Here is a 24,670-nt window from a genome sequence, read left to right as displayed (position 1 = left end):
GAAAATCCTCGCAGCAAATAAACTTGACCAAATCGGATTCCAGTATTATGCGGTAGGAGAATAATTATATAAAACGATATATGAACAGTAATGCTGAACCGAAAATTGTGGAAAATGCGAAAATTGCTATTATTGGATTAGGATACGTTGGCTTACCGTTAGCTATTGAATTCGGTAAGAAATATGATGTATTGGGATTTGATATCAATACAGACCGGGTTACCGAACTCAGTGAAGGGAAAGACCGTACAAAAGAAGCTGATTTGGTCTCTTTGAGAACTGTTATCACCTTTAAGCAGGAAGGTAACAATGTTGGTCTCTCTTTTTCCTCAAATGTTGACGCTTTAAAAGCGTACAATATTTTTATTGTAACCGTGCCTACACCTATTGACCAATTCAAGGCACCTGATTTGCGGCCGCTTATTAATGCATCCAGGATGTTGGGATCCATACTAAAAAAGGGAGATATTGTTATCTATGAATCAACCGTCTATCCTGGTTGTACAGAGGAAGACTGTGTGCCGATTTTAGAAGGTGTGTCCGGTTTAAAATTCAATCACGATTTCTTTGCTGGGTATTCTCCCGAGCGGATTAATCCCGGAGATAAGGTCAATACCTTAACGAAAATCAAAAAAGTAACCTCCGGTTCAACGCCCGAAACGGCCAACCGCGTTGACGAGCTTTATCGATCCATTATTGAGTCAGGAACACACAAGGCTCCCAATATCAAGGTAGCAGAGGCTTCCAAGGCGATCGAAAACGCACAACGAGATTTGAATATTTCTTTCGTGAATGAGTTAGCACTAATCTTTGATCGAATTGGTATTGATACCAATGACGTGATCGAAGCTGCTGGAACAAAATGGAATTTTCTCAAATATAAACCGGGTTTAGTAGGGGGGCATTGTATTGGAGTAGACCCCTATTATTTAGCACATAAAGCCCAGTCCCTAGGATATCATCCACAGGTTATCCTATCCGGTCGTCGTGTTAATGATAATATGGGATCATTTGTTGCCGATAAGATAGTTAAACTTATGATTCAGAAAGATCATAAAATCAAAGGATCTAAAGCGTTGATTATGGGAATTACCTTTAAAGAGAATTGCCCGGATGTACGTAATACTCGTGTGGTGGATATTTATCATGAGTTAATTTCCTTTGGATTAGACGTTGATATCTATGATCCGTGGGCGGACGCTGATGAAGTATTACATGAATATGGTATCGGAATCTTGACTCAATTGGATGAAACCGCTAGCTATGACGCCCTGGTTGTTGCAGTAGCACATCGAGAGTTTTTAACTTTCGATTTTAAGAAAATTAAGCGAAGTAATGGGGTAATTTTCGATACCAAAGCTTGCCTCAATCGTGATCTTGTTGACGGCCGGCTGTAATTTATTCGCCGCTTATGATATTCATATTCAAGCCAATAAATGAGGATGACAAATATATGTAGCGTCGGGGCTGGTTATGTTGGTGGCTTCACCATGTCGAGGAAGACTCAAAAATACCTGGACCTCAGCGGTGATTATATTGCGTTAAGGAGCTATGACGATATAGTGAAGCTGCCGGTATACGAGCAGGAGCTTGAAGGAGCGACTTTCGAGGCACGACAGAGCCAGTTTTTTTTCGTCGGTGATAAAGTGAACATTGCTAGGGCCAACCCGATCTTTCCCTCGGAGAACACTCCGATCAAGATTTGTGGTTGGGCAATGCAGTATGCACCGCCTAGATGGAGATCACACGCTACGCCATCGGCGTTGGTAAACAGCCGTAACGATCCCTCCACGACACAGCATTTTAGCAATTATACGGCCGGTAAATAATAGGGTAATTCAATAAATAATAAATAAAGCAATGGATTTTTTATCATTAATTGGACGTTCTGATGAGCTTTTCACAAACGATATAACTAATCATGAAGATAATCTTACACAAGTGATTGCCGGGTCTAGTTTTTTAATACTTGGAGGTGCGGGCTCAATAGGCCAGGCGACCACTAAAGAGATTTTTAAGAGAAACCCCAAAAAGCTCCATGTTGTCGATATTAGCGAAAATAATATGGTGGAGCTTGTCCGAGATATTCGTAGTTCTTTCGGTTACATCGATGGCGATTTCCAAACATTTGTACTTGATATAGGATCCATAGAATACGACGCTTTTTGGGAAGCAGATGGTGAATACGATTATGTTCTTAATTTGTCGGCTTTAAAGCACGTCAGAAGTGAAAAAGATCCTTATACCTTGATGCGAATGATTAATGTAAACGTCTTTAACACTGACAAGACTTTGCAGCAATGCATCAATAAAGGGATAAAGAAATACTTTTGTGTTTCTACTGATAAAGCCGCTAACCCAGTTAACATGATGGGAGCATCCAAACGGATCATGGAGATGTTTTTGATGCGTAGGAGTCAAGATATCATAATTTCTACAGCTCGTTTCGCGAATGTAGCGTTTTCTGATGGGTCACTCCTGCACGGATTCAATAAACGCCTCGAAAAAAAACAACCAATTGTTGCTCCCAATGACATCAAACGTTATTTTGTTATTCCAAAAGAATCAGGTGAGCTATGTCTAATGTCTTGCGTTTTTGGTGAAAATCGGGACATATTTTTTCCGAAGTTAAGTGAGCAATTGCATTTAATAACATTCGCTGAGATTGCGGAGAAATACTTAAGAGAAATTGGTTATGAGCCATATTTGTGCAAAGATGAAGATCAGGCCAGAGAATTGGTAAACACATTATCGGCAGAACGGAAATGGCCGTGTCTATTTACCGCGAGTGACACAACAGGAGAGAAAGATTTCGAAGAGTTTTATACTGAAAATGAAGTGCTGGACACGACGCGATTTGAAAATTTGGGGATTATAAAAAATGAATTAAACGTAGAAGAAAATAAACTTGATCGTTTTGAAAGTGCTATTAACGCAATGCATATAAAAAGGCGTTGGAATAAGGAAGAGATTGTCGACTTGTTCAATTACATGATTCCCAATTTCGACCATAAAGAAACCGGAAAATATTTAGATTCGAAGATGTAATGGAACAATATACACAAGATATAATTGCATTTATTAGAAAAGCCTTTAATAATGAAAATAGCTTTATACCGCTGCATGCACCCCATTTTGGAGGGAATGAGAAAAAATATTTAAGTGAAACCATTGACTCTACTTTTGTTTCTTCGGTTGGAGAGTTTGTGAATCGTTTCGAAAGAGAGATCGCTGCATACACAGGAGCTAAACATGCTGTAGCCTGTGTTAGTGGGACTAATGCATTGCATATGGCTCTATTGGTAAATGATGTTCAGCCAAATGACGAAGTGCTATCGCAAGCATTGACATTTATTGCTACTGCGAATGCGATCAGCTATTGTAACGCTATACCTGTTTTTATTGACGTGGATAGCGATACAATGGGTATGTCGCCACTAAAATTGAAATCATTTTTAGAGATTAATGCTGAAAAACGGGGAGATGGATTTACTTATAATAAAACGACGGGGAGGAGAATCAAGGCTTGTGTGCCAATGCACACATTTGGCCTCCCATTACGTATTGATGAAGTAGTTTCCATTTGCGATGAATGGAATATTATTGTGATAGAAGACGCCGCGGAATCGCTTGGCAGCTATTACAAAAAGAGGCATACTGGAAGATTTGGGCAAGTAGGAATATTCAGCTTTAATGGCAATAAAACAATTACCTGTGGAGGCGGCGGTGCGTTGATAACCGATGATGAGGAGTTGGCGAAACGTGCTAAGCATTTAACTACTCAGGCGAAATTACCACACGCTTGGCGATTTACACACGATGAAATCGGGTACAATTATAGAATGCCCAATTTGAATGCTGCTTTGGCGTGCGCCCAATTGGAGCAACTGGAATCGTTTTTGAAAGACAAACGAACATTGGCAGATTCTTATCACGATTTTTTTGAGAAGGAGGGAGTAGTTCAGTTTGTTAGAGAGATAGGGCATGCAAAAGCCAATTATTGGCTAAATGTAATTTTGTTTGAAAGTACAGACGCGCAGACATCTTTTTTGAAGGATACAAATGAAAATGGTGTCATGACAAGACCTGTTTGGGATTTGATGAATACGTTGCCAATGTTTAAACGTTGCCAACATGATGAACTGGAAAACAGTCGCTGGTTAGCGGACAGGGCCGTGAATATACCAAGTAGTGTAAGAAATAAAAGCTAGCGATGAAGGTTTTGGTAATTAGTGATGTTCACGGCAATTTGCCTGCTATGGAATTTGTCCTAAAGAAAGAAGCCGATTCGGATTTAGTGATCTCATTGGGGGACGTGGTGAATTACGGGCCCTGGAGCAATGAATGCGTTGAATTATTAGAGACGATTGAGAATAAAGTGCTTTTAAAGGGGAATCATGAAGAGGCATTTATTGCGGGAGAATATTTAGGAACGCATCCTGTTGCGCTGGCATTTTTCAACTTTTGCTATCCAAAGTTTAAAAGGACAGAAAAAATTGAAAAATATGAACAACGTTATATATTAAGCAATTTTATATTCTGTCATACGATTCTTGATGCTTATATATTTGAAGATACGGAGCTGTCTTTAGACGAAAATTATTTTATTGGGCACTCACACAGGATATTTGAGAGAACAATAAATGGTTTTTCGCTGATCAATGTAGGTAGTGTTGGACAAAGCAGAGTAAACATTGATGAAATAAACTATGCGCTTTTCTACCCTGAGGGTAATAAAGTGGAGTTAAAGCGGCAATCATTTTCATCTAACCAATTGATCAATCAAATGGAAGTAGATCAATACCCTCAGATTTGTATAGATTATATTTTATCAAAAAGAAAATAATACTATGGATAAAATAAATATTGGTGTAACCGGTACGGGAAGTCTAATTGGCCAAGCTATAATAAAATCGATTATACGCTCCGATTTGAGTGGTCAAATTACTTTAATAGGCTTCGATTATTTTGGAAATACTGTGGGGGCCTTTTGGTGTAAGAGGAATTATATCCTTCCAGATATTTTAAAATCACCTGTGATAGAACGTGAATGGTTGGCGTTTGTTATTAGACACTTGCAAGATAACGACATAAGAGTTTTGTTTGTTGGTGTTGATTTTGAATTACCATTATTCGCAAAATATAAAAAAGCTATTGAACAAGAAACAGAAGCTATTGTAATGGTGAGTTCGGAAGATGTAATACGGATTGCTGACGATAAGTACCTAACTTACCAATTTTTAAAAGATAATAGCCTTTATCACCCACAATCGTGGTTGCCCAGTGAATTGAAAAGTGCTGAATTACATTTTCCTTTAATTGTGAAGCCCAGAAAAGGAGCGCGTAGCGTTGGAGTAAGTAAGGTGGAAAATGAAGATCAGCTTAATACTGCCATAAACGCAGTAAAGGACCCGGTAATTCAAGAATGTATTGGAACAGAAGAAACTGAATTTACTTGTGGTGTCATTTATTTAAACAATGCGGTAAAGAAAGCAATCGTTTTAAATAGAAGTCTTAAAGCTGGCAATACATTTATCTCCCGTTACAGTGAAAACTTTCCTCAAATTATTACAGATTATTTGATAGGGGCAGCCAGCGTTTTGAAACCCTTTGGCGCATGTAATTTTCAACTGAGAATTGACAAGAATGGTATACCTAAGATATTTGAAATAAATGGACGCCATTCCGGCACAACATATATTCGTTCGCTTTTTGGTTTTAGGGAGGTAGAGTATATTCTCAACACCCTGCTATTTGACCGCGAGCTAGATTTTGAGTTACGAGAAGGAACAGTGGTCAGGTATTATGACGAGTTTTTTACTTCGGAGAAATGAGAATTTTAATAACAGGTGTCAATGGATTTGTTGGTAGGAATCTCTTCCATTTTTTCGGCAATAGGGGAGACTTAGTTTGGGGGACATACCGAAGTGGAGCTGCTATTAATGACCAATGCTATAAAGCCGATCTGGTTAATGAAGAAGATACATATCGTTTATTTAATGTTATCTTGAAAAATAAGATCGATGTCATAATTCATACAGCATCGGTTTTAGCTGGTGCAGGCAATCTGAAAGACCTTTCGGTAATTTTTGATAATGCTAAAATGGCAAAAAATATATCCGAAGCGATACAAAAGACCTCGATAAAGCAGCTGATTAATTTTTCAAGCTCTTCCGTTTATCCGAATGCAGGTGGAACCTTTTCTGAGGATTCGGAATTGGACCCTTCAAAGAATACAGATTGTTTTTATGGGCTTTCAAAATTGAATGTTGAAACGATTTTTAACTATTTATTAGAAGGGACTAATATCGCAGTCTTACATTTAAGGGTTGGTGTTATTTATGGACAAGGAATGAACACTTCACGTTTAATCCCGATTTTGGAAGAGGAATTGAAGCAAAAAAATACGATGACCTTGTATGCGAATGGAGAAAGATTCATTAATCAAATTAAGATTGAAAAATTATGCGAATATGTTAGGCGTTTCGCCGAAAAAGGAGCGTTTGGAATCTTTAACGTTAGCGATGAATTTATTACGGCTAAAGAAATCGCACGTAGAATTCTTGAGGAAAAAGGTAATGAGGCGTCTAAGATTATTCTTCTCAGTCAAGGGAACAGGAGTAATTTTAAGTTGGATATAACGAAGCTAAAAAAGTGGCTAAATGATTAAGCATCTTAAATTCATGTTATTTTATCCAAAAATTGGACCCGATATGTATTTGACCCATTGGTTGTTATTTATTAAGCCTATTAGGTTGTGGTTTCAAAAGAAGAAAATTAGCAACATCGGTTATAATTCAGAAATCCGACCATTTGCCACTATTATTGGAACACGGAATGTCGAAATTGGTAAAAATGTAATTATTCCAGGAGGAACGATTATCTCAAGTTATCCGGGCAATCCAGACTCAAAAGTTGTCATTGAGGATGATGTCTTGCTGGGACCTAATGTTTCAATATATAGCAGTACGCATTTGTTTGATGATGTTACAAGACCAATCAAAGAACAAGGATACCGGGTAGGAATAACTAAGTTAAAAAAAGGGTGTTGGATTGGGATTAACTCGGTAATATTACCGGGTGTTACTATTGGGAAAAACAGTGTAGTTGGGGCAAATTCTGTGGTAAACAAAGATATACCTGATCATGCAGTGGCTGTGGGCTCACCTGCGAGAGTAATAAAATATTTATTAGAAAATGATGGAGAACAATAAAGTCTTAATTATAGCTGAAGCCGGTGTAAACCATAATGGTGACATTAAATTGGCAAAAAAATTGATTGACTCCGCTGTGGATGCCGGAGCTGATATTGTGAAATTTCAAACATTTATAGCAGAGAATGTGATATCAAAAAATGCTATAAAAGCAGATTATCAAAAAGCGGTAACTGGAGAAGAGGAGAGCCAGTTGGAAATGGTAAAAAAACTCCAATTGAAATTTAATGATTTCAGAGATCTGGAAAAATATTGCGGGGAGAAAGGAATACAATTTTTATCCACTCCTTTTGATATGGATAGCATTGAATTTTTAGCGGATTTAAATAAGGGAATCTGGAAAGTGCCTTCAGGAGAAATTACCAACTTTCCCTATTTAAAAAAAATAGGAGGTTATAACGAAAAGGTGATCCTTTCAACTGGAATGTCAACACTTGGTGAGATTGAGCGTGCAATAGATATCATTGTAAAAGCGGGAACCTCGAAAGACAACATTACATTGTTGCATTGTAATACGGAATATCCGACTCCCATGAGAGATGTCAATTTAAAAGCGATGTTGACAATTAAAAATGCTTTTGCAACCCCCGTTGGCTATTCAGATCATACACTGGGAATCGAAGTTCCGGTCGCCGCGGTAGCATTAGGCGCTAAGGTGATTGAAAAGCATTTTACTTTAGATAAGAATATGGAGGGGCCTGATCACCGAGCATCTTTGGATCCTGCAGAATTAAAGCAAATGATTAATGCAATTCGAAATATCGAACAAGCATTAGGAAATGGAACAAAAACACCATCTGAATCAGAGCGAAAGAATATCGAGATCGCACGTAAAAGTGTACATATAGCGCGTAATTTGCGGAAAGGACACGTCCTTTCTGAAGATGATTTAACTGTTAAACGACCGGGGAATGGCATCAGTCCAATTTTAATCGATGAAATTATCGGATGTAAATTGAGGTCGGATATGACTAAGGATGCCATGCTGCAACTAAAAGATATCGAATGGAAATAGCGATATTGACAAGTTCGCGGGCGGATTTCGGTTTTTATATGCCGTTACTAAGTGAGCTCGCGAAGTATGATAGATTTCGTGTTAAAATAGTAGTTTTCGGTACACACCTGTCGTGCAAGCATGGTTATACGGTTTCTTACATTAAAGAACGCGGGTTTAACGTATACAAAGAAATAGATACCATAATTGATGGTGACTCTCCCGAGACAATAGTCCGAATTATAGGGAAAGTTCATGATAAATTTGCAGCATTCTGGAAAGATAGCGCGTTTGATTTAGTCTTCTGCTTAGGAGACCGATATGAGATGTTTGCTGCTGTATCTGCGTCCGTTCCTTTCAATATTCCAATTGCCCATATTAGTGGGGGAGAAGAAACCCAAGGAGCAATAGATAATATATATAGGCATACGTTGTCGTTAATGTCAAGGTATCATTTTACGAATACAAAAAAAAACGCAGAAAGGGTTGCAGATATCATTGGTAGCAAAGAAAATATTTTTTTTACGGGCTCATTGGCAATAGACAATATAAAGCAAATAAAAACACTAACCACAAATTCGTTTAAAAGAAAATATGGATTTGATCTTTCAGCTCCTTACATACTGTTTACCTTCCATCCTGAAACAGTCGGGTTTGAAAAAAATAGGGATTATGCCAAAATCATAGAAAATGTCCTTTTAAGACTACCATCAAATGTGTTGGTTACGATGCCCAATGCAGATACTGCGGGTTCAGAAATTCGAAAGAAAATCAATCACGCAGCCAAGCAAAGCAAACACATTTTCGTAGTTGAATCATTGGGATCAGAAGGGTATTACACCGCTTTGAGAAAATGTTTATGTGTGCTGGGCAATTCTTCAAGCGGAATCGTGGAAGCAGCATCATTTGCTAAATACGTAATTAATATAGGCGATCGCCAAAAGGGAAGAGAGCGTGGTAAAAATGTCATTGACGTAAAAATTGATGAACAGGAGATTTTGACTGCATTAGGAAACATACCGAGCTTACCAAAACTGTCAAAAAAGAATATCTACGGAACAGGAGATGCAGCAAAAAAGATAACAGAGAAATTGATAAACGCATTTGACAACATCTATTAAAATGATGAACCAACACACCATATTACACAGCTCGACAGTCCGAGATGCGCTAAAACAACTGGATATGATCGCCCCCGATGCAATTCTTTTTGTGGTTGATGAAAATAAGACGCTGATGGGGTCACTTACGGATGGAGATCTACGAAGAGGATTCATTCGCGGATTAGGATTTGAAAACAATATTGAAGACTTTATTCAACCGAATCCGGCTTTTGTTCGCGAAAACGATTATGCGGTAGATATTCTGGAACAATATCAAAAGAAAAATTTCAAAGTAGTTCCGGTTTTGAATCACAAGAACCAGATTATTGATGTTGTAAATTTCAGAACTCGAAGTACGCTTATCCCGGCTGATGCCGTTTTGATGGCTGGTGGGGAAGGAAGGAGACTGAGGCCCTTAACCGAGGATACTCCCAAGCCCTTATTAAGGGTCGGAGACAAACCAATTATTGAGTATAATATCGATCGACTCGCAAAAGTAGGCATTAAGAATATCAGCCTTAGTATTAATTATCTGGGCGAGCAATTGGAGGCATATTTTGGAAGCGGCAAAGATAAAGGGATTAACATCAAATATGTAAAGGAAGATAGGCCGTTAGGTACAATTGGTTCCATTCTTTTGGTGGATAAGTTTGAATTTGACGACATTATCGTGATGAATAGCGATTTATTGACTAATATAGATTTTGCTGATTTTTATAAAGGTTATAAAGCTGCGGATGCTGATATGTGTGTTGCTGCAACTTCTTATCAGGTAGATGTTCCGTATGCTGTACTTGAAACCGATGAAAAACAAATTGTTAAATCGTTGAAGGAAAAGCCGCGTTATACCTACTACTCAAATGCCGGAATTTATATTTTGAAAAGAAGTCTATTAAAAATGATTCCCAGGAATCAATTTTTCGACATTACCAATTTGATGGATAAAGTTATTGAAATGAATCTTAAGTTAACTACGTATCCTATTAATGGCTATTGGTTAGATATCGGCAAACACGAGGATTTTAAAAAGGCTCAAGAAGACATTAAGCATATTAAACTATAATTCAAGACACATAGAATGTTAGCAATTATCCCTGCGAGGGGTGGATCAAAAGGGTTACCCCATAAAAATATTTTGGAACTCAATGGTAAACCTTTGATTGCCTACACAATTGAAGCGGCAAAGAAATCGTCTCATATTGATAAAGTTATCGTTAGTACCGATGATGAGAAAATTGCTCAGATCGCACAGAAGTTTGGTGCAGAATGCCCATTTTTACGCCCAGCTGAATTAGCAACTGACACCGCCCGCTCCATTGATGTATTTAAGCATGTAGTTAAAATGTTGTCTGAATCGGATAATGTTTCTGTCGACCAATTTGCTGTGTTACAGCCTACAAGCCCTTTGAGAACCAGTAAAGATATCGATAATGCTATCGGCTTATTTCTGAGTAGGGATGCCGATTCAGTTGTTAGCTTTTGCAAAGAAGATCATCCCATTGTGTGGCATAAATATGTTGACACTAACGGGTTAATACACCCTATTTTTGATAATTACTCTACTAATCGACAGCAAAATCAACCCACCTACTATCCAAACGGGGCTATCTATATTTTTAAGACAAGAATTATTGAACAAGACCTTTATTTCACAGATCGCTCCTATGCGTATTTAATGGACCGAGTAAATTCGTTAGATATCGATACTAAGGAAGACTTCGACTATGTTGAGTTTTTAATAAAAGGGAATACACCTAGATGTTAAGGAAGCTATTTTCTCATACAGCGATTTATGGTTTAGCACCTCAAATTACACGAGTTGCAAGTGTGTTGTCTCTTCCAATTATTACTCAATATCTCACTGAAGTTGATTTCGGAGTTTACGGTATAATAACTGCTGTGGCGGGTTCAATGGCAGTTTTGAATACATTAGGCCTTCGAATAATCTTGGTTAATACCTTTTATAAAAGTCCGCAACAATTTAAATGGCGTTGGCGGCAAATTTATGGTTTTTTAATACTTTGGAACTTTCCTTATTCGCTATTGTTATGGTTAATTCTGTGGTGGTTTGTTCCTCAGGAAGCTATCGAACATCGGTGGGCGATAATTGCTTTAAACATCGCTCCAGCGATTCTTTTCGGTCCTACTTCGATAATTGGAATAGCATTTTTTCAACTTAAACAAAGGCCTTTACAGATAGCCGTTCGCTCGGCTATATTCGGGCTGATCACGGTTATGTTGAATATTTATTTTATTGCTGTGTTAAGGTTGGGATATATGGGATGGTTTATATCGACAGGTATATCAACTATTTTAAGTCAAGCGTCGTATTTTATTCCCGTTAATTTCAAATTAAAGTTAACGCCGATTTTCAACTTTAAATGGCGATATATTAGACAGTCACTAACAACCTCTCTCCCAACCGTTCCACATTATTATGCGTCTTATCTTTTAGAGACTTCAGATCGTCTGATCATGAAAGTGGTAGGCATATCCACAGGCAATATAGGTCTATATAATGCTGCTTATACTATTGGTAATCTATTTAAACAATTAGGCACAGCAGCTGGTTTTGCCATTAGTCCGTTGATGAATGCATCTTATAAAGACGGTGACGATCTGAAAGCGAGAAATCTCGTTTTTGTCTTGCAAGTCGGATATTTTATGCTAACATTCATGGCAGCAATTTGGTTGAAGGAAATTTTCCAATTGCTGCTTAAGAATAGGGAGCTGCAATCGACTTACCCAATAGGCATAATTATTTTAATGGCTTATAATTATCGTCCGATGTATTTAGGAGCAAATAATAAGTTGTTTTATGAAGAAAAGACAAAAAGCTTATTAAAGGTGACTTTTATTGCTGGCCTATTAAATGTAATTTTAAATTTTAGTCTTATACCATTTTTCGGATATAAGGCAGCCGCTATAAACACTTTTATATCATTAATGTATATGGGTTACTCTGGTTATTATTTGTCTGCTTCAAAAAGAATTAACAAAGTGCCTTATTATCAAATGATTTGGTTGGGTATTACAATCTTCCTTACAATTACTTCCTTTTTTATTGTTGAGACAGGAATTGCAGTAAAAATTATTTTGTCTTTTTTTGTGTTAATTTTAGGAGTGTTATTTATTAGGAAGTTTTCATCATAAATGATAACAAATTAGATGGAATTGAATAGAAGGGATTTTATCGAGTTACTTAATGATATTGAATCAACGATTCCAGTATACGATTGGAAATTTGGGGAGATTGACATATGGCCTCTTGTTAAGCGAGACCTTTTTTTTTACTATTACAAAAAATCCGATACGAAGCAAGACCCCCAATCGGCCGGTAGAAAGTCATTTGGTTTCAACGTCTTTGCATTAATAAGGTCGTTATTCCGTATTTTTCGTTTAAAATGCCAATCGCAAAACCTTTCTATTACAAAAATGTATTGTGGGTATTCTGCTCATCGTGTGAATTGGGAGGGACGTTTTATAAATAGATACTTTCACCCGATCATAAATAATGGGAATGATGACGTGTTAGAATTGGAATACGGAATCCGAGATCAAACAAAAATATATCCTGATCAGCATCGGCTGCTGTTTTTCGAGGATTACCGGTTAGGGTTTTTGCTTTTAAACAAGTTTAGGAAAAAAAAGATCTTGTATCAACCAGGTTGGTCGGATTTTAAGAAGAAACTTGCGATATCGACAAATATAGATACAGAAAAGTTTAACCTGTATGTATCTAAACGAATAAGAGAATTGGCGGCAATGACGGGTTTTTTTTCGTTATTAATATCTAAATATAACTTTAAAGAAATATTCGGGTTGTGTTATTATAATAATGCAATGTTCGCCCTCCATTTCGCGAGTAATAAGGTTAATATAGTCAATTACGATGTTCAGCACGGCGGGCAAGGCTCACTCCACCCCATGTATACTTATTGCAATTATCCGCCTAACGGGTTAAATGTTCTACCTAGAATATTTTGGTGTTGGGACGCTGGGTCCAGGCACAATATAGAAAAGTGGTTAGATGCTGAAAACGGTCAATCAGCGATCTTAGGCGGGAATCCTTGGGTTCAATTTCAACTCTCTCAAAAGGTCGAATTCCAATTCCCTAAAAAGAGAATAATATTATATACTCTGCAACAGGACGAGTTGGATGACTTTATTCTGGAAACCATTGTTAATACTCCTATTGAATTTCAATGGTGGATTAGACTTCACCCAAGGATGCCATCATCAAGAAGCCGTGTTACAGAACAGCTCCAAAATATCGGAAAAATTGAGGAAGTAGAAATTGATGCGGCGTCTCGCCTACCTTTGCCTCTTATTTTAAAGAATACAAGCGTACATATTTCTAAGTTTTCGGGATCTATAATTGAAGGAATTTTACTCGAGGTACCGACAATAATAATCGACGAAACGGGGACGGAGATTTACAGTCATTATCTTGATTTGGACTTTCTTCATGTTCACATCGAAAAAGAGGAGGATACACTGCTAAGGTTAATCACCACTATTTTTAGAGAAGGGCGGGTAGAGGCATAATTGGGAGAAAAGGATGTTAAATTGACGAAGAGGCGTTTACTAATCTATAGAAGATCATTGGGATTTAAATGGAACTGATTGGTTTTCATTTTCGAGACTTAGAACTACCAAATGAGAGAAACGAATGGTTATTTATATATAAATTGCTGCTTATCTACTATGATATTAAAAGTTAAAAACATCGAGAAATGAACTTAATATTCGAGAGAATTAAAAATCGAGTTCTTCGATCTTTGGCGTTAAGGTTAAAAAACACCAATATATATGATCTAGATGGAGAGGCGAGAATAGGCTCAAATACTATAATTAAGGGGCTGACTGCACGAGGTCTAATTGAGGTGGGAGATAATTGCAGAATTATTGATAATGTTACTATTTTCGCCCGTCAGCGTGTTTCGATAGGACGGTATACATCTATTAATGGACCAAATACAGATATAATTAACCACATTAACGAAGTGCAAATTGGTTCTTTTACGAGTATCGCCAGAAATGTTTCTATTCAGGAGTTCAATCACAATATCGACACACTTAGTACCTATCATATACATCAAAACCTATTTAACTCTTCGCGGGAGATTGATATATATTCAAATGGCCCAATACTTATTGGTAACGATGTGTGGATTGGGACTCAATGTGTTATTCTTTCTGGCTCAAAAATCGGCAATGGCGTAATTGTGGCCGCTAACAGTGTTGTAAGAGGGGAAATACCGCCATACACTATAGTCGCGGGCTCTCCGGCCAAAGTAATTGGACAACGGTTTGATGAGGAAACAGTAGATTGTTTACAAATGTTAAAATGGTGGGAAAAGCCAATAAACGAAATAAAGTTAAACCAGCATCTGTTTAGTGGAAAATTGACCTGTGACACATTAAGAATGTGGAAGCCATTATGAAATGAGAAAAATTGAGTAAAGATAACACAGGACAACCTACACGGTAGGTGAAAATAAACTTGACATTAATTAATCAATAACTATGAAGTTTTCAATCATCATGCCTGTCCATAATAAGGCTCCTCACCTTTATCGATCAGTCAAATCAGTGTTGGAACAGAGTTATAGTGATTTTGAATTTATCATAATAGACGATGCTTCATCTGACAATTCCTATGAAATATTGAGTGGATTTGCAGACGAGAGGATAAAGATTTTCAGTAGAGATACTCCAGGGCCTGGGGGATATGCAGCACGGAATTTGGGAATAGATAAATCCAGTTCCGAATGGATTTCGTTTCTGGATGCAGATGATGAGTGGGAGTCAACCTATTTAGAATGTGTGGAACAGGCAATACGTCAATTTCCTACATATGAAATCATTTCGACCAATTGGGACAGCATTTATGCCGAGAGTACAGTTATAAATTCGTACTTTGAGAAAATAGTTGATAAATACGTTGATTTCACATTAACAGATTTTTTTTCCCAAAATTACTTTATTTGGACAAGCGCCGTCACATTAAAAAAATCGTTGATAAAAAAGGTCGGCATGTTTCCTGAGGGGCGTTGTAAACGAGGGGGGGATATTGACGCTTGGATTCGATGCCTTTCCGCAAGTGAAGGTAATGTTTGGATAAATGAAAAATTAGCACATTATCATCGAGAAACTGTAAATCGAGTGACGGACAATACTCGTAACCCTGTTGGCGAAATTTGTTCAGTTAGAAGTATTGAGTACATTCGCCAACAATCAAAAGATGTACGACTATTAAAAGCAATAGATTTTTTCTTAGCTAGGGCAATTTATAATAAGATGATAATCGATTATAGGAGAGGTGCAAAACCCGCTACTAGCGATCTGTGTTTGATCGACAATAAAACTAAGCGCTTTTTAACTTGGGTGAAGTATCTTTTGCGTATATTTTTGTTTGAAAAAAAAGGGCAAGTATTTCGAAATTCTACTGAGAGCTAAGCGAAGCTATTAACACCACTGAACACACTGAGAGCATCTTTGTTAACATACATGAAAAACCTGATTTTAATAGTATGTGCATTTTTTTACCTATTTCCGGTATTCATAAAATATCTTCCGCTGCCGCTTGACCGTGTTCTTCAACTATTGGGATTGATGTTACTTTTTCTTCTTCCCAAATTTGGACACGCCCATCTTTTTACCAACAAGAAGGTTTGGTCGGTAATGTTCATCAATCTCGCTATCATTATATTAACTCTTATCGCTAAACTTAATGGGCCCAATGGCAGTGATTCTTACTTGTTTATACAGTTATTAGATATCTATTTTAATTTTTTATCGGCTCTGCTCATCATCTTCTTAGGATTAAAACAATACGGAAACTCCTTCTCGATTGTAAAAATATTTGATTTAATTGTCTATTTGTTTGTAATACAGGCGATTATTTCGCTTATTTTTTTTGTAAGCTCAGCTGCATTTGATTTCTATTTGTCGGTTCTGAATGAGGAAGTAAACCGGGGGCTCTTTGTGCGTACGAATCTATTGACCAAACGATTTATTGGGTGGGGAGCAGCATTTTTCTCTGGTGTTGTAAAGTATGGCTTTGCTTTTCTTATTCTGATTGTATTGCCCTATTGCAAAGATTCGGCATTCTACGGAAAACGTGTTAAATATATTGTTTCTTTGAGCCTTATTGCTTTGGCTGGTGTGATGACGGGAAGGTTTTTTTTCCTTGCTATTTTTTTAGGAGTATTATTAGCTATTTATATTGACAAAAAAAACTTTTTCCGACTAATATATATTGGTGTCCCTACTCTAATCGTCATGTTTCTTCTTTTTTATTCCTTGGGGAATTATTTTTTAGGACCGGAGCGATTTGAAATCATATTTAGGTTTGTATTTGAATTATTCATCAATTATTTTGATTCTGGGGAACTAACTACCACATCTTCTGATGCAACTTTGAGTATGTATGTTTTCCCAGATAATATTTATACTTGGCTTGTCGGTGACGGGTTAATGATAAATAAGGATGGGAGCTATTATATGGGGTCGGATGTAGGATATGTACGGCTGATATTTTATTTTGGGATCATAGCTACTTTGGTTTACTTCGTCGCACAATTCTTACTATATAGGGTTTTGATAAAAAATACAAGTCGTGGTGTTGTAAAAAAGGCTTTTCTTTTTATGTTTTTTTGGATTTGCATTTTTCACATAAAGGGACTAGTGTCAGCAAGTGAATATTTCGCATTGTTTTTGATGGCAACGGTAGTTGAGCGGCGATTGTCTTTGAGGAACGATAGCTAAATCTTGTGAGACTTTTGATAGGTGAATTTTAGTTAAATATGAGGGTTTAAATTTAAAAGCTATCTGATTCTTTGATTATTTCAAACGACACTTAAACTCTTAAGTTAGGAATTAGATCTGTTAGGGCATACGTAAGTTAATTGAAAAATGGGACGGCTCATTATTCAAATACTATGAAAAATAAAAAGATAATAGTCTGCTTTACTGCTTCGTATCCTTATGGTAGTAGAGAAACGTATTTTGAGAACGAATTAAATTATTTAGCTGAAGGCTTCGATAAGGTATATATAGTTCCTCTTTACAATCCATATGGTAATTTGAATATTAGGAATACACCGCCCAACGTACGGGTCTGGGATGTCGTTTTGCCCCAGGGGCTTACCAGAGTGATTTTGGGTTTATTTAATGGGAGTGGATTTGGAGACTATTTTTCTGATTTTTTCTCACAAAAAGTATATCACAGTCGATTTAAACTAAAGAAGTGGTTTAATTCCTTATTGATCTATCGTCTTTCAGTTAAAAAATTTCGTCGTATGCGGAAGGACTTACCAAAAGATTCTATTCTTTACTCTTATTGGGCAGAAGTTCCATTGTTTACTAGTTCGCTTTGTGACAATTTTTTTAAGCTAACAAGAATGCACGGCGCAGACTTCTATTTAGATAGAAATAAAGGCTTCTTGCCTATTAGGCAGGCAATTTATAATTCTTCAGACTACCTGCTTCCCATATCGCGCGATATACAGCACCTACTGCGTGAACACTATAATTTATCTCCAGAGAAAGTACGACTAAGCTACTTAGGAGTAATAAACAGAACGCATAATTGTACAATTTATTTTGGAAATATACTAAAGATCGTTAGTTGTAGTCACGTATATCCACTAAAACGGGTGCACCTAATTTTAGATGCGTTAAATCAGGTGAATCCAAATATATTAATTGAATGGCACCATATAGGTGATGGTGAATCAATGCCCCAACTTAAAAGATACATTACAGAACATGCCAATAAAAACATTAATGTTACATTGCATGGACAAATGGCTCAAGAGGATTTAATAGAGATATATCAAAAGAATTATTTTCATTGGTTCGTTAACGTTTCTACTCACGAGGGCTTACCGGTTACCATCATGGAGTGTTTCTCTTTTGGGATACCTGCAATTGGTACTGACGTCGGGGGAGTAAATGAAATAATTAATGAGAAAAATGGATATTTAATTGATCGGGATTTTTCGATGAAAGAATTGGCAAGACTTTTGGAAAGATTTAAAAGTCCGTGTTACGTAAATAAACGAAAGCACGCTTATGAGACTTGGTATAACAGTTTTAATGCGGATACAAACTATACACAACTAGTTAACTTTATTCATGAATTAGTACCGGAGTGTTTGGAGGGATATAACGTTTAGATAATACATAAATATGAATTTCAATAAAAATGATATTACTCTGGTTTTTTTAGTGTTTTTATTTTTTCCTATCGGATGTCAAAGCTGCCAAACCCAACGGACGTTTGTGATAGAGTCTTCCTTGATGGAGGAAAATAAGACTAAAATCGAAGAAGGCAACGCAGTTTTGCAAAGCGCTTTGGATAATATAGTTCGCCAAGCGGATAGTGTTATGGAGACACCTGTGCACTCAGTAATGCAGAAACCTGCTGTTCCGCCGAGCGGGAATAAGCACGATTACTTAAGTCGAGGAACATATTGGTGGCCAGACCCTACTAAGCCTAAGGGCATCCCTTATATCCGCAAGGATGGGAACGTAAATCCTGAAGTGAGTAAAATAAGGGATTTTCATTATATGAATGAACTTAGTGAAGCCATTAAGATTTTGGGTGTTGCCTATTATTATACTAGCGAAGAAAAGTACGTTGCTGACGGCTTGAGACGATTACGTACATGGTTTCTGAATAGTGATACACGTATGAATCCAAATCTGAACCATTCCCAGGTAATTCCAGGTGTATCGGAGGGAAGAAAAGAAGGGTTAATAGATACGAGATCATTTGTAGATCTAATTGACGGCGTTCAGTTATTGTCAGCTTCGGAGAGCTTTACCAAGAATGATCTGAGTGGTATGAAAGGATGGTTTAGCGAATTTCTCAATTGGATGACAACCAGTGAGATTGGCAAGGGGGCGAGAATGCTAGAAAATAATATAGGAACGGCATATTACATGCAGCTTGTTACTTACGCCTTATTTACCGGGAACAAATCGCGAGCACTAGAGGCACTTAAAGGACCAATCCCAGAATTGATAGAAACCCAGTTTGAACAAGATGGCCGTCAGCCGAAAGAATTATCAAGGACAAACGCGTGGAGCTATAGTACTGCAAATTTGAACTATTGGTTTCGCATAGCGCGTCTAGCGGAGCATATGAATATTGACTTATGGAATTATCGAACCCCTTCTGGGAAAAGTATACGGACGGGCTACGAATGGCTATTACAATATGCGGACAATGATCGAGAATGGACCTATCAGCAAATAAAGGGGGGCGATTTAAACCGCGCATTCTCAGGCATCAGGAGCAGGGCTTCTCGTAAATATAATCGACTCAATACCTCGAAAAACGAAAGCTCGAATGTAATAGCAAATTCACATGAGTCTAAGTCAAGATCGGCAGATGCGGCCCAGGCGAATCAGAATGCAATGATGGTTTTGACAGAAGGACAATATTAAAGTCAGCTGATTGATTCCTTATTGTTACCGGCAGCGATTCAAATATTAGAGCGATATTACATTGTGTTTTAGGTGCTTCTTTATGTTATTCCTAAATTAATCGTATTAGAACTTATCTTAATTAAATGGGAGTCAACACGAAGGGATATTACGATTATATCATTCTTACAAAACTGGCTTAACGTGAAAAATAAAGCGATTTTACATATTTGCAATGATTTTCTGGGTTCAGGGGTCTACAAAGAACTATATACGCAGCTTGATATCCATAATGTAAGACAGGTAATTTTTAGTCCCATGCGTGACCGGAGAAGAATGCAGAAAAATGATTTCTCTTTTAAAACAGAGAAATCATCAATAATATATTCTGGCCTCTTAAGGACATATCATAGGCTACTATTTAATACTAAAATAAACTTTTTATTCAGGAGCCTTATTGATCAGATCGAAGTTAAAGGTATTGGCCTAAGCCATGCAACTACTTTACTTAGTGACGGAGCTCTCGCATATAAGATTTTTAAAAAATATGATATACCTTACATAGTGACTGTGAGGAGCACAGATGTTGATGTCTTTCTTAAGTTTAGACCTGACCTTCTTCTTCTGGCACTTAAAGTGGTTAAAAACGCACACCAAATTATTTTTATTAGTAAGGCGATAGAAAAGAAATTTCTTTCTCATTACTTTCTAAGATGTTTTTCTTCACTTGTTCGCTCGAAGAGTTGCACAATATATAACGGAGTTAATAGAATCTGGTTAGACAATAACTTGCCCAAGAGAGATTTAATGCCCAATAAAGTATTGTACGTTGGCACATTTATTAAAAGAAAACGGCTTCAAGAGCTAATAGCCGCTATCATACAATTAAGAGAACTGTTTCCTAAGATACGACTCTGTGTTGTTGGAGGAAGAGGTAGGATGGAAAGAAAAATTATGCAATTAATTCAGAAAAATGATTTTATTGAATATAAGGGGCTCGTCGAAAATACAGATGATTTAATCCAAATATTTAGAGAAAACCATATTTTTGCCATGCCTTCGTATAATGAAACTTTTGGACTTGTATATATTGAAGCGTTATCCCAAGGATTGCCGATCTTAATGGGAAAAGGTGAGGCAATTGATGGCATTCTCGAAAATGTTGGCGAAACAGTTAATCCACATTCTGTTATGTCTATTAAGGAGGGGCTCATGACCATCATTAGTAATTATCCAAATTATGAGATTAACTTTAATGATATACAACAGTTTAATTGGGAGAAAATTTCAAAATCATATTTAAAAATGTATAATGAAATATTATGACTTTACATTTCTAGAATTGGAATCCTCTGAAAATACTTTGATATAGAATATTCCCTCGGAAAACGAGACTTTCCTAAATTAAATGAAAGGGGACAAGAGTGTCTAAAACAACGTAAATTGTATCATGAAAAATCGAAATTCATGAAATGCAACGTTTGCGTTTCGGCAACCGCAGACGGATACCCATGTAGATGGAGGCTGCCGGCAAATTAGGTATTTATCAGGCCACTTTTTCAAATGGAAGAAGTAAAGAAGACTTAGGTATTCTGAAGCTATATTGGCTACGACAACTGGAGGGGGAAGAAGTCGGTGGCTGATCAGCGGGATGCTTAAGGATGTTATAAAGAAGCTATACAGCCGCTTTACAAAAAGGAAATGGCCAATTGGATTGTCCAGTAATTACTGAGTTTCAGGGAGGGATTATAGAAGGTTGCAATATGATTATATTAAAACCCCGGCGGAATAATCATAGGCTTAAATGTAATTTTATCTACTTTTGTACAATTTTAATAGCCCAATATTGTTGTTGCCAAAATCAAGATGGAAAATCGTACGAATGAATATAACGTTTGCATATCTATAATAACACCACTTTATAATGGCTCGCGGTATGTTAGCGAAACAATAGACAGTGTAGTTCAACAGACGTATCAAAATTGGGAGCTCCTTATCATTGACGATGGTTCCACGGATAGCGGCCCCCAAATTGTAGAGCAATATCAACGAACGGAAGCGCGTATTCACTTAATTAGAAACAAAACGAATTTAGGTCCTGCACAAACGCGCAACCGAGGTATAGAGGCGGCGAAAGGACGTTATATTGCTTTTTTAGATAGCGATGATGTATGGCTTCCAAATAAATTAGAAGTACAGTTGCGGTTTATGACTTCCGCTGCGGCACCGTTTACCTTTTCTTTTTATGAGCAAATCGACGAAGACGGATCGTTGTTAAAAAGGATGGATTATTTTCCTGCGAAAGTCACCTATCGATCCACGATGAAGTCAAATAAGATAGGATGTTTAACTGCAATGTACGATACTTTATGTTTTGGTAAGGTATACATGATCGACATCCGTAATCGCCAGGATTATACTCTTTGGCTTCAATTGCTAAAAAAAGTGGAATTTGCTTATTGTATTCCTGAGATATTAGCTAAATACAGGATAAGAAGAAATTCTATTTCAAGTAATAAGTGGAAGCTGGTTAAGTATCATTGGCATATTTACAGGGACATCGAAAAGCAATCTTTTCATTTGTCACTATACTATATCGTTAACTACATCGTACTTAGGTTGTTCAGAAGATGAGGCTAAAAATATGGCCGCACTTATACTGGAGCAAGCCCTACGCGCTTAAGAATGTTTTCCCTCTGAAAAATCCGATAAATAATCGCCAACACGGTATCAACTCCGTATAGAATATAAATCGGATTACCGGGCAACCAAAATCAACTCAAGAGTTACAAAATTAGGATAAAATGTAATAGCCACTACTTGATCTGACAGTCTCTAATCGTAACTGTCAGATTAAGCCGCGACTAATTCATATAATTACTTATCAGTTCGAATTAGTATTTTCTTTGAAATAAAACAAAATATTAATAGTTCTCGCGAAAATCATGTATATTAAAACCTGTTCAGGTTAGTTAAATACTTAACAAGTATAATTTCCGTTTCATATAAAGGTTACTATGCGCATAATTCTTACTGGATCTTCTGGCTTCGTAGGCCAAAATCTTCAACCTTTCCTTGCGGAGAACGGCTTTGAAATAATACGTTTGTCGCTACGGGACGAATGGGAACAAAACTTGCATACTCAATGCAATGCAATTATCCATCTCGCCGGCAAAGCTCACGACACTAAAAACACGAGTGCTGCACAAGAATATTTTGAGATCAACACGGGGCTAACCAAGCAGTTGTTTGAGCGATTTTTGCAAAGTAACGCCCGAGATTTTATTTATTTTAGTAGCGTGAAAGCCGCTGTGGATACGATAGTAGGTGTATTAGATGAAGGCGTTGTTTCCTGTCCGCAAACGCCTTATGGACAATCGAAGTGGCAAGCCGAACAATACTTAAACAGTCAATTGTTACCCGCCGCCAAACGCTTATTTATTTTTCGCCCCTGTATGATTCACGGGCCAGGCAACAAAGGTAATCTTAACTTACTATACAACGTAGTGAGCAAAGGCATTCCATATCCATTAGCTGCTTTCGAAAACAAACGCTCTTTCTTATCTATCGGTAATCTACAGTTCATCATCAAACGGATACTCAAAAACCCAGATATACCTGGTGGTACGTATAATTTAGCTGATGATCAGACACTTTCTACCAATGAATTAATCAAATTGATTGGAGAAGCTAAAGGTAAAAAAGCAATATTATGGAAAATCCCTTCCGATTTGATTCGCAGCGTGGCTAAACTTGGGGATTCGCTTAAGCTCCCCTTGAACAGTGAGCGCCTGAAAAAATTAACAGAAAGCTATGAAGTGAGTAACGAAAGAATAAAACATGCACTTAAAATTGACCAAATGCCAATATCCGCGCGTGAAGGGTTGCTTAATACTCTAAGAAGCTTCGATTAGCACTTATAAAACTTGACTATTTTACCCCATGATCTACGGGCTTATCATCATACTCCTTTTCATCGCCGAACTCTTTTACTTCCGCATCGCCGATCGTTTCAATATCATCGATAAACCTAATCAACGGAGTAGCCATACTAAAATCACTATACGCGGCGGTGGCGTAGTGTTTTACCTCGGTGCCTTAGCGTGGTTTATCTGGTCGGGTTTTGACTATCCCTGGTTTTTTCTTGGCCTTACAGCAATCACGATAATTAGTTTCTTGGATGATGTCTTTACACTATCCAACCGAATACGTTTAGCTATTCACTTGATCGCGGTATTACTCATGTGTTTTCAATTAGGGCTCTTCGCGCTGCCTTGGTTTATGTTGCCAATAGCCTTGATTTTAATTATTGGGACCATTAACGCCTATAATTTCATGGATGGCATCAACGGTATTACTGCCATGTATAGCTTTGCAGTTCTGTTCCTCCTTTGGTGGGTTAATCGCCAGCAGCCGTTTATCGATGAGCGATTGCTGTATTGCGTAGCCCTGGCGAATGGTGTGTTTGCATTTTTCAACTTCCGCCAAAAAGCGAAATGTTTTGCGGGCGATGTAGGGAGTGTATGCATGAGTTTTATTTTGCTATTTGCATTAATCAGCCTCATTATACAAACCTGTAATCCGGTATATATACTCTTTTTAGCAGTATACGGAGCGGATAGTGTACTTACCATTGCACACCGCCTGATGAAACGCGAGAATATTTTTGAAGCTCATCGCAGCCACCTCTATCAGTATCTCGCTAATGAGGCGGGAGGTAACCGCTTGCTCATTTCTTTTAGTTATGGCGTCTTGCAAGTTTTAATCGGTCTTTTTGTGATCCAAATCGCACAAGAGGATGCGGCGACACAGGGCGTATATACCGTGTTGATTTTAGGTTTACTGACGATACTTTATGTGTTGTGGAAAAGGTATCTGCTAAAACGATATACAACGATCTAGCCTAACTTAATCGGACA

The 24,670-nt window shown here is 37.3% G+C and carries 23 protein-coding genes; all 23 read left to right on the top strand.

All coding sequences use genetic code 11. The features are described from left to right. Positions 1-80: 80 nt before the first annotated feature. The 23 genes from NEV57_RS15065 (at position 81) to NEV57_RS14955 (ending at position 24,653) form a co-directional block, all read left to right on the top strand. Positions 81-1,397: a nucleotide sugar dehydrogenase gene (locus NEV57_RS15065; RefSeq protein ID WP_257659174.1), complete on the top strand. Its 1,317-nt coding sequence runs from the start codon at positions 81-83 to the stop codon at positions 1,395-1,397. A gap of 93 nt (positions 1,398-1,490) precedes the next feature. Next, positions 1,491-1,829 (top strand): hypothetical protein, encoded by a 339-nt coding sequence (locus tag NEV57_RS15060; protein WP_257659173.1) that lies wholly within the window; start codon positions 1,491-1,493, stop codon positions 1,827-1,829. A gap of 31 nt (positions 1,830-1,860) precedes the next feature. Beyond that, positions 1,861-3,048: a UDP-N-acetylglucosamine 4,6-dehydratase gene (locus NEV57_RS15055; protein ID WP_257659172.1), complete on the top strand. Its 1,188-nt coding sequence runs from the start codon at positions 1,861-1,863 to the stop codon at positions 3,046-3,048. Beyond that, entirely contained in the window at positions 3,048-4,211 is a 1,164-nt protein-coding gene (locus NEV57_RS15050) for a LegC family aminotransferase (protein WP_257659171.1), read from the top strand. Before NEV57_RS15055 ends, NEV57_RS15050 begins: the two co-directional genes overlap by 1 nt. 2 nt (positions 4,212-4,213) lie before the next feature. Beyond that, positions 4,214-4,846 carry a metallophosphoesterase family protein gene (locus NEV57_RS15045; RefSeq protein WP_257659170.1) on the top strand — a complete coding sequence of 211 codons (633 nt, stop codon included), beginning with the start codon at positions 4,214-4,216 and terminating at the stop codon, positions 4,844-4,846. 4 nt (positions 4,847-4,850) lie between these two features. After that, complete coding sequence (locus NEV57_RS15040; protein WP_257659169.1) at positions 4,851-5,834, top strand: ATP-grasp domain-containing protein; 984 nt, start codon at positions 4,851-4,853, stop codon at positions 5,832-5,834. Then, the gene (locus tag NEV57_RS15035) at positions 5,831-6,670 is read left to right on the top strand and encodes an NAD-dependent epimerase/dehydratase family protein (protein WP_257659168.1); all 840 of its coding nucleotides are present in this window, start codon (positions 5,831-5,833) and stop codon (positions 6,668-6,670) included. Before NEV57_RS15040 ends, NEV57_RS15035 begins: the two co-directional genes overlap by 4 nt. Then, complete coding sequence (locus NEV57_RS15030; RefSeq protein WP_257659167.1) at positions 6,663-7,214, top strand: acyltransferase; 552 nt, start codon at positions 6,663-6,665, stop codon at positions 7,212-7,214. The genes NEV57_RS15035 and NEV57_RS15030 overlap by 8 nt, the downstream gene beginning before the upstream one ends. Further along, positions 7,198-8,229: an N-acetylneuraminate synthase gene (neuB, locus tag NEV57_RS15025; RefSeq protein WP_257659166.1), complete on the top strand. Its 1,032-nt coding sequence runs from the start codon at positions 7,198-7,200 to the stop codon at positions 8,227-8,229. The genes NEV57_RS15030 and neuB overlap by 17 nt, the downstream gene beginning before the upstream one ends. Next, a complete protein-coding gene (gene neuC / locus NEV57_RS15020; RefSeq protein ID WP_257659165.1) occupies positions 8,220-9,329 on the top strand; it encodes a UDP-N-acetylglucosamine 2-epimerase in 1,110 nt (369 codons plus the stop codon). The genes neuB and neuC overlap by 10 nt, the downstream gene beginning before the upstream one ends. A 1-nt stretch (position 9,330) precedes the next feature. Further along, entirely contained in the window at positions 9,331-10,374 is a 1,044-nt protein-coding gene (locus NEV57_RS15015; protein ID WP_257659164.1) for a nucleotidyltransferase family protein, read from the top strand. A 15-nt stretch (positions 10,375-10,389) separates the two neighbouring features. After that, positions 10,390-11,076: an acylneuraminate cytidylyltransferase family protein gene (locus NEV57_RS15010; protein ID WP_257659163.1), complete on the top strand. Its 687-nt coding sequence runs from the start codon at positions 10,390-10,392 to the stop codon at positions 11,074-11,076. Continuing rightward, on the top strand, positions 11,070-12,464 hold the full coding sequence (locus NEV57_RS15005) for a lipopolysaccharide biosynthesis protein (protein WP_257659162.1): 1,395 nt from the start codon (positions 11,070-11,072) through the stop codon (positions 12,462-12,464). Before NEV57_RS15010 ends, NEV57_RS15005 begins: the two co-directional genes overlap by 7 nt. Before the next feature lie 15 nt (positions 12,465-12,479). Next, positions 12,480-13,859, top strand: coding sequence for a hypothetical protein (locus NEV57_RS15000; RefSeq protein ID WP_257659161.1), 1,380 nt, complete (start codon positions 12,480-12,482; stop codon positions 13,857-13,859). A 188-nt stretch (positions 13,860-14,047) separates the two neighbouring features. Beyond that, complete coding sequence (locus NEV57_RS14995) at positions 14,048-14,758, top strand: CatB-related O-acetyltransferase (RefSeq protein ID WP_257659160.1); 711 nt, start codon at positions 14,048-14,050, stop codon at positions 14,756-14,758. A gap of 82 nt (positions 14,759-14,840) precedes the next feature. Next, positions 14,841-15,773: a glycosyltransferase family A protein gene (locus NEV57_RS14990; RefSeq protein ID WP_257659159.1), complete on the top strand. Its 933-nt coding sequence runs from the start codon at positions 14,841-14,843 to the stop codon at positions 15,771-15,773. A gap of 51 nt (positions 15,774-15,824) precedes the next feature. Next, entirely contained in the window at positions 15,825-17,084 is a 1,260-nt protein-coding gene (locus NEV57_RS14985; protein WP_257659158.1) for a hypothetical protein, read from the top strand. 173 nt (positions 17,085-17,257) lie between these two features. After that, entirely contained in the window at positions 17,258-18,496 is a 1,239-nt protein-coding gene (locus NEV57_RS14980; protein ID WP_257659157.1) for a glycosyltransferase, read from the top strand. Between the two features lie 13 nt (positions 18,497-18,509). Beyond that, positions 18,510-19,772, top strand: coding sequence for an alginate lyase family protein (locus tag NEV57_RS14975; RefSeq protein ID WP_257659156.1), 1,263 nt, complete (start codon positions 18,510-18,512; stop codon positions 19,770-19,772). A 183-nt stretch (positions 19,773-19,955) separates the two neighbouring features. After that, the gene (locus tag NEV57_RS14970) at positions 19,956-21,077 is read left to right on the top strand and encodes a glycosyltransferase family 4 protein (protein ID WP_257659155.1); all 1,122 of its coding nucleotides are present in this window, start codon (positions 19,956-19,958) and stop codon (positions 21,075-21,077) included. Between the two features lie 540 nt (positions 21,078-21,617). Then, positions 21,618-22,385 (top strand): glycosyltransferase family 2 protein, encoded by a 768-nt coding sequence (locus NEV57_RS14965; RefSeq protein ID WP_257659154.1) that lies wholly within the window; start codon positions 21,618-21,620, stop codon positions 22,383-22,385. A gap of 383 nt (positions 22,386-22,768) precedes the next feature. After that, complete coding sequence (locus NEV57_RS14960; RefSeq protein ID WP_257659153.1) at positions 22,769-23,665, top strand: NAD-dependent epimerase/dehydratase family protein; 897 nt, start codon at positions 22,769-22,771, stop codon at positions 23,663-23,665. Between the two features lie 28 nt (positions 23,666-23,693). Further along, on the top strand, positions 23,694-24,653 hold the full coding sequence (locus NEV57_RS14955; protein WP_257659152.1) for an MraY family glycosyltransferase: 960 nt from the start codon (positions 23,694-23,696) through the stop codon (positions 24,651-24,653). Positions 24,654-24,670 lie beyond the last annotated feature (17 nt).

The organism is Parapedobacter lycopersici, assembly GCF_024643285.1.
Classification (GTDB): Bacteria; Bacteroidota; Bacteroidia; order Sphingobacteriales; family Sphingobacteriaceae; genus Parapedobacter; species Parapedobacter lycopersici.
The sequence above is the reverse complement of the archived record's forward strand: the minus strand, read 5'-3'. Positions and strand labels throughout refer to the sequence as shown.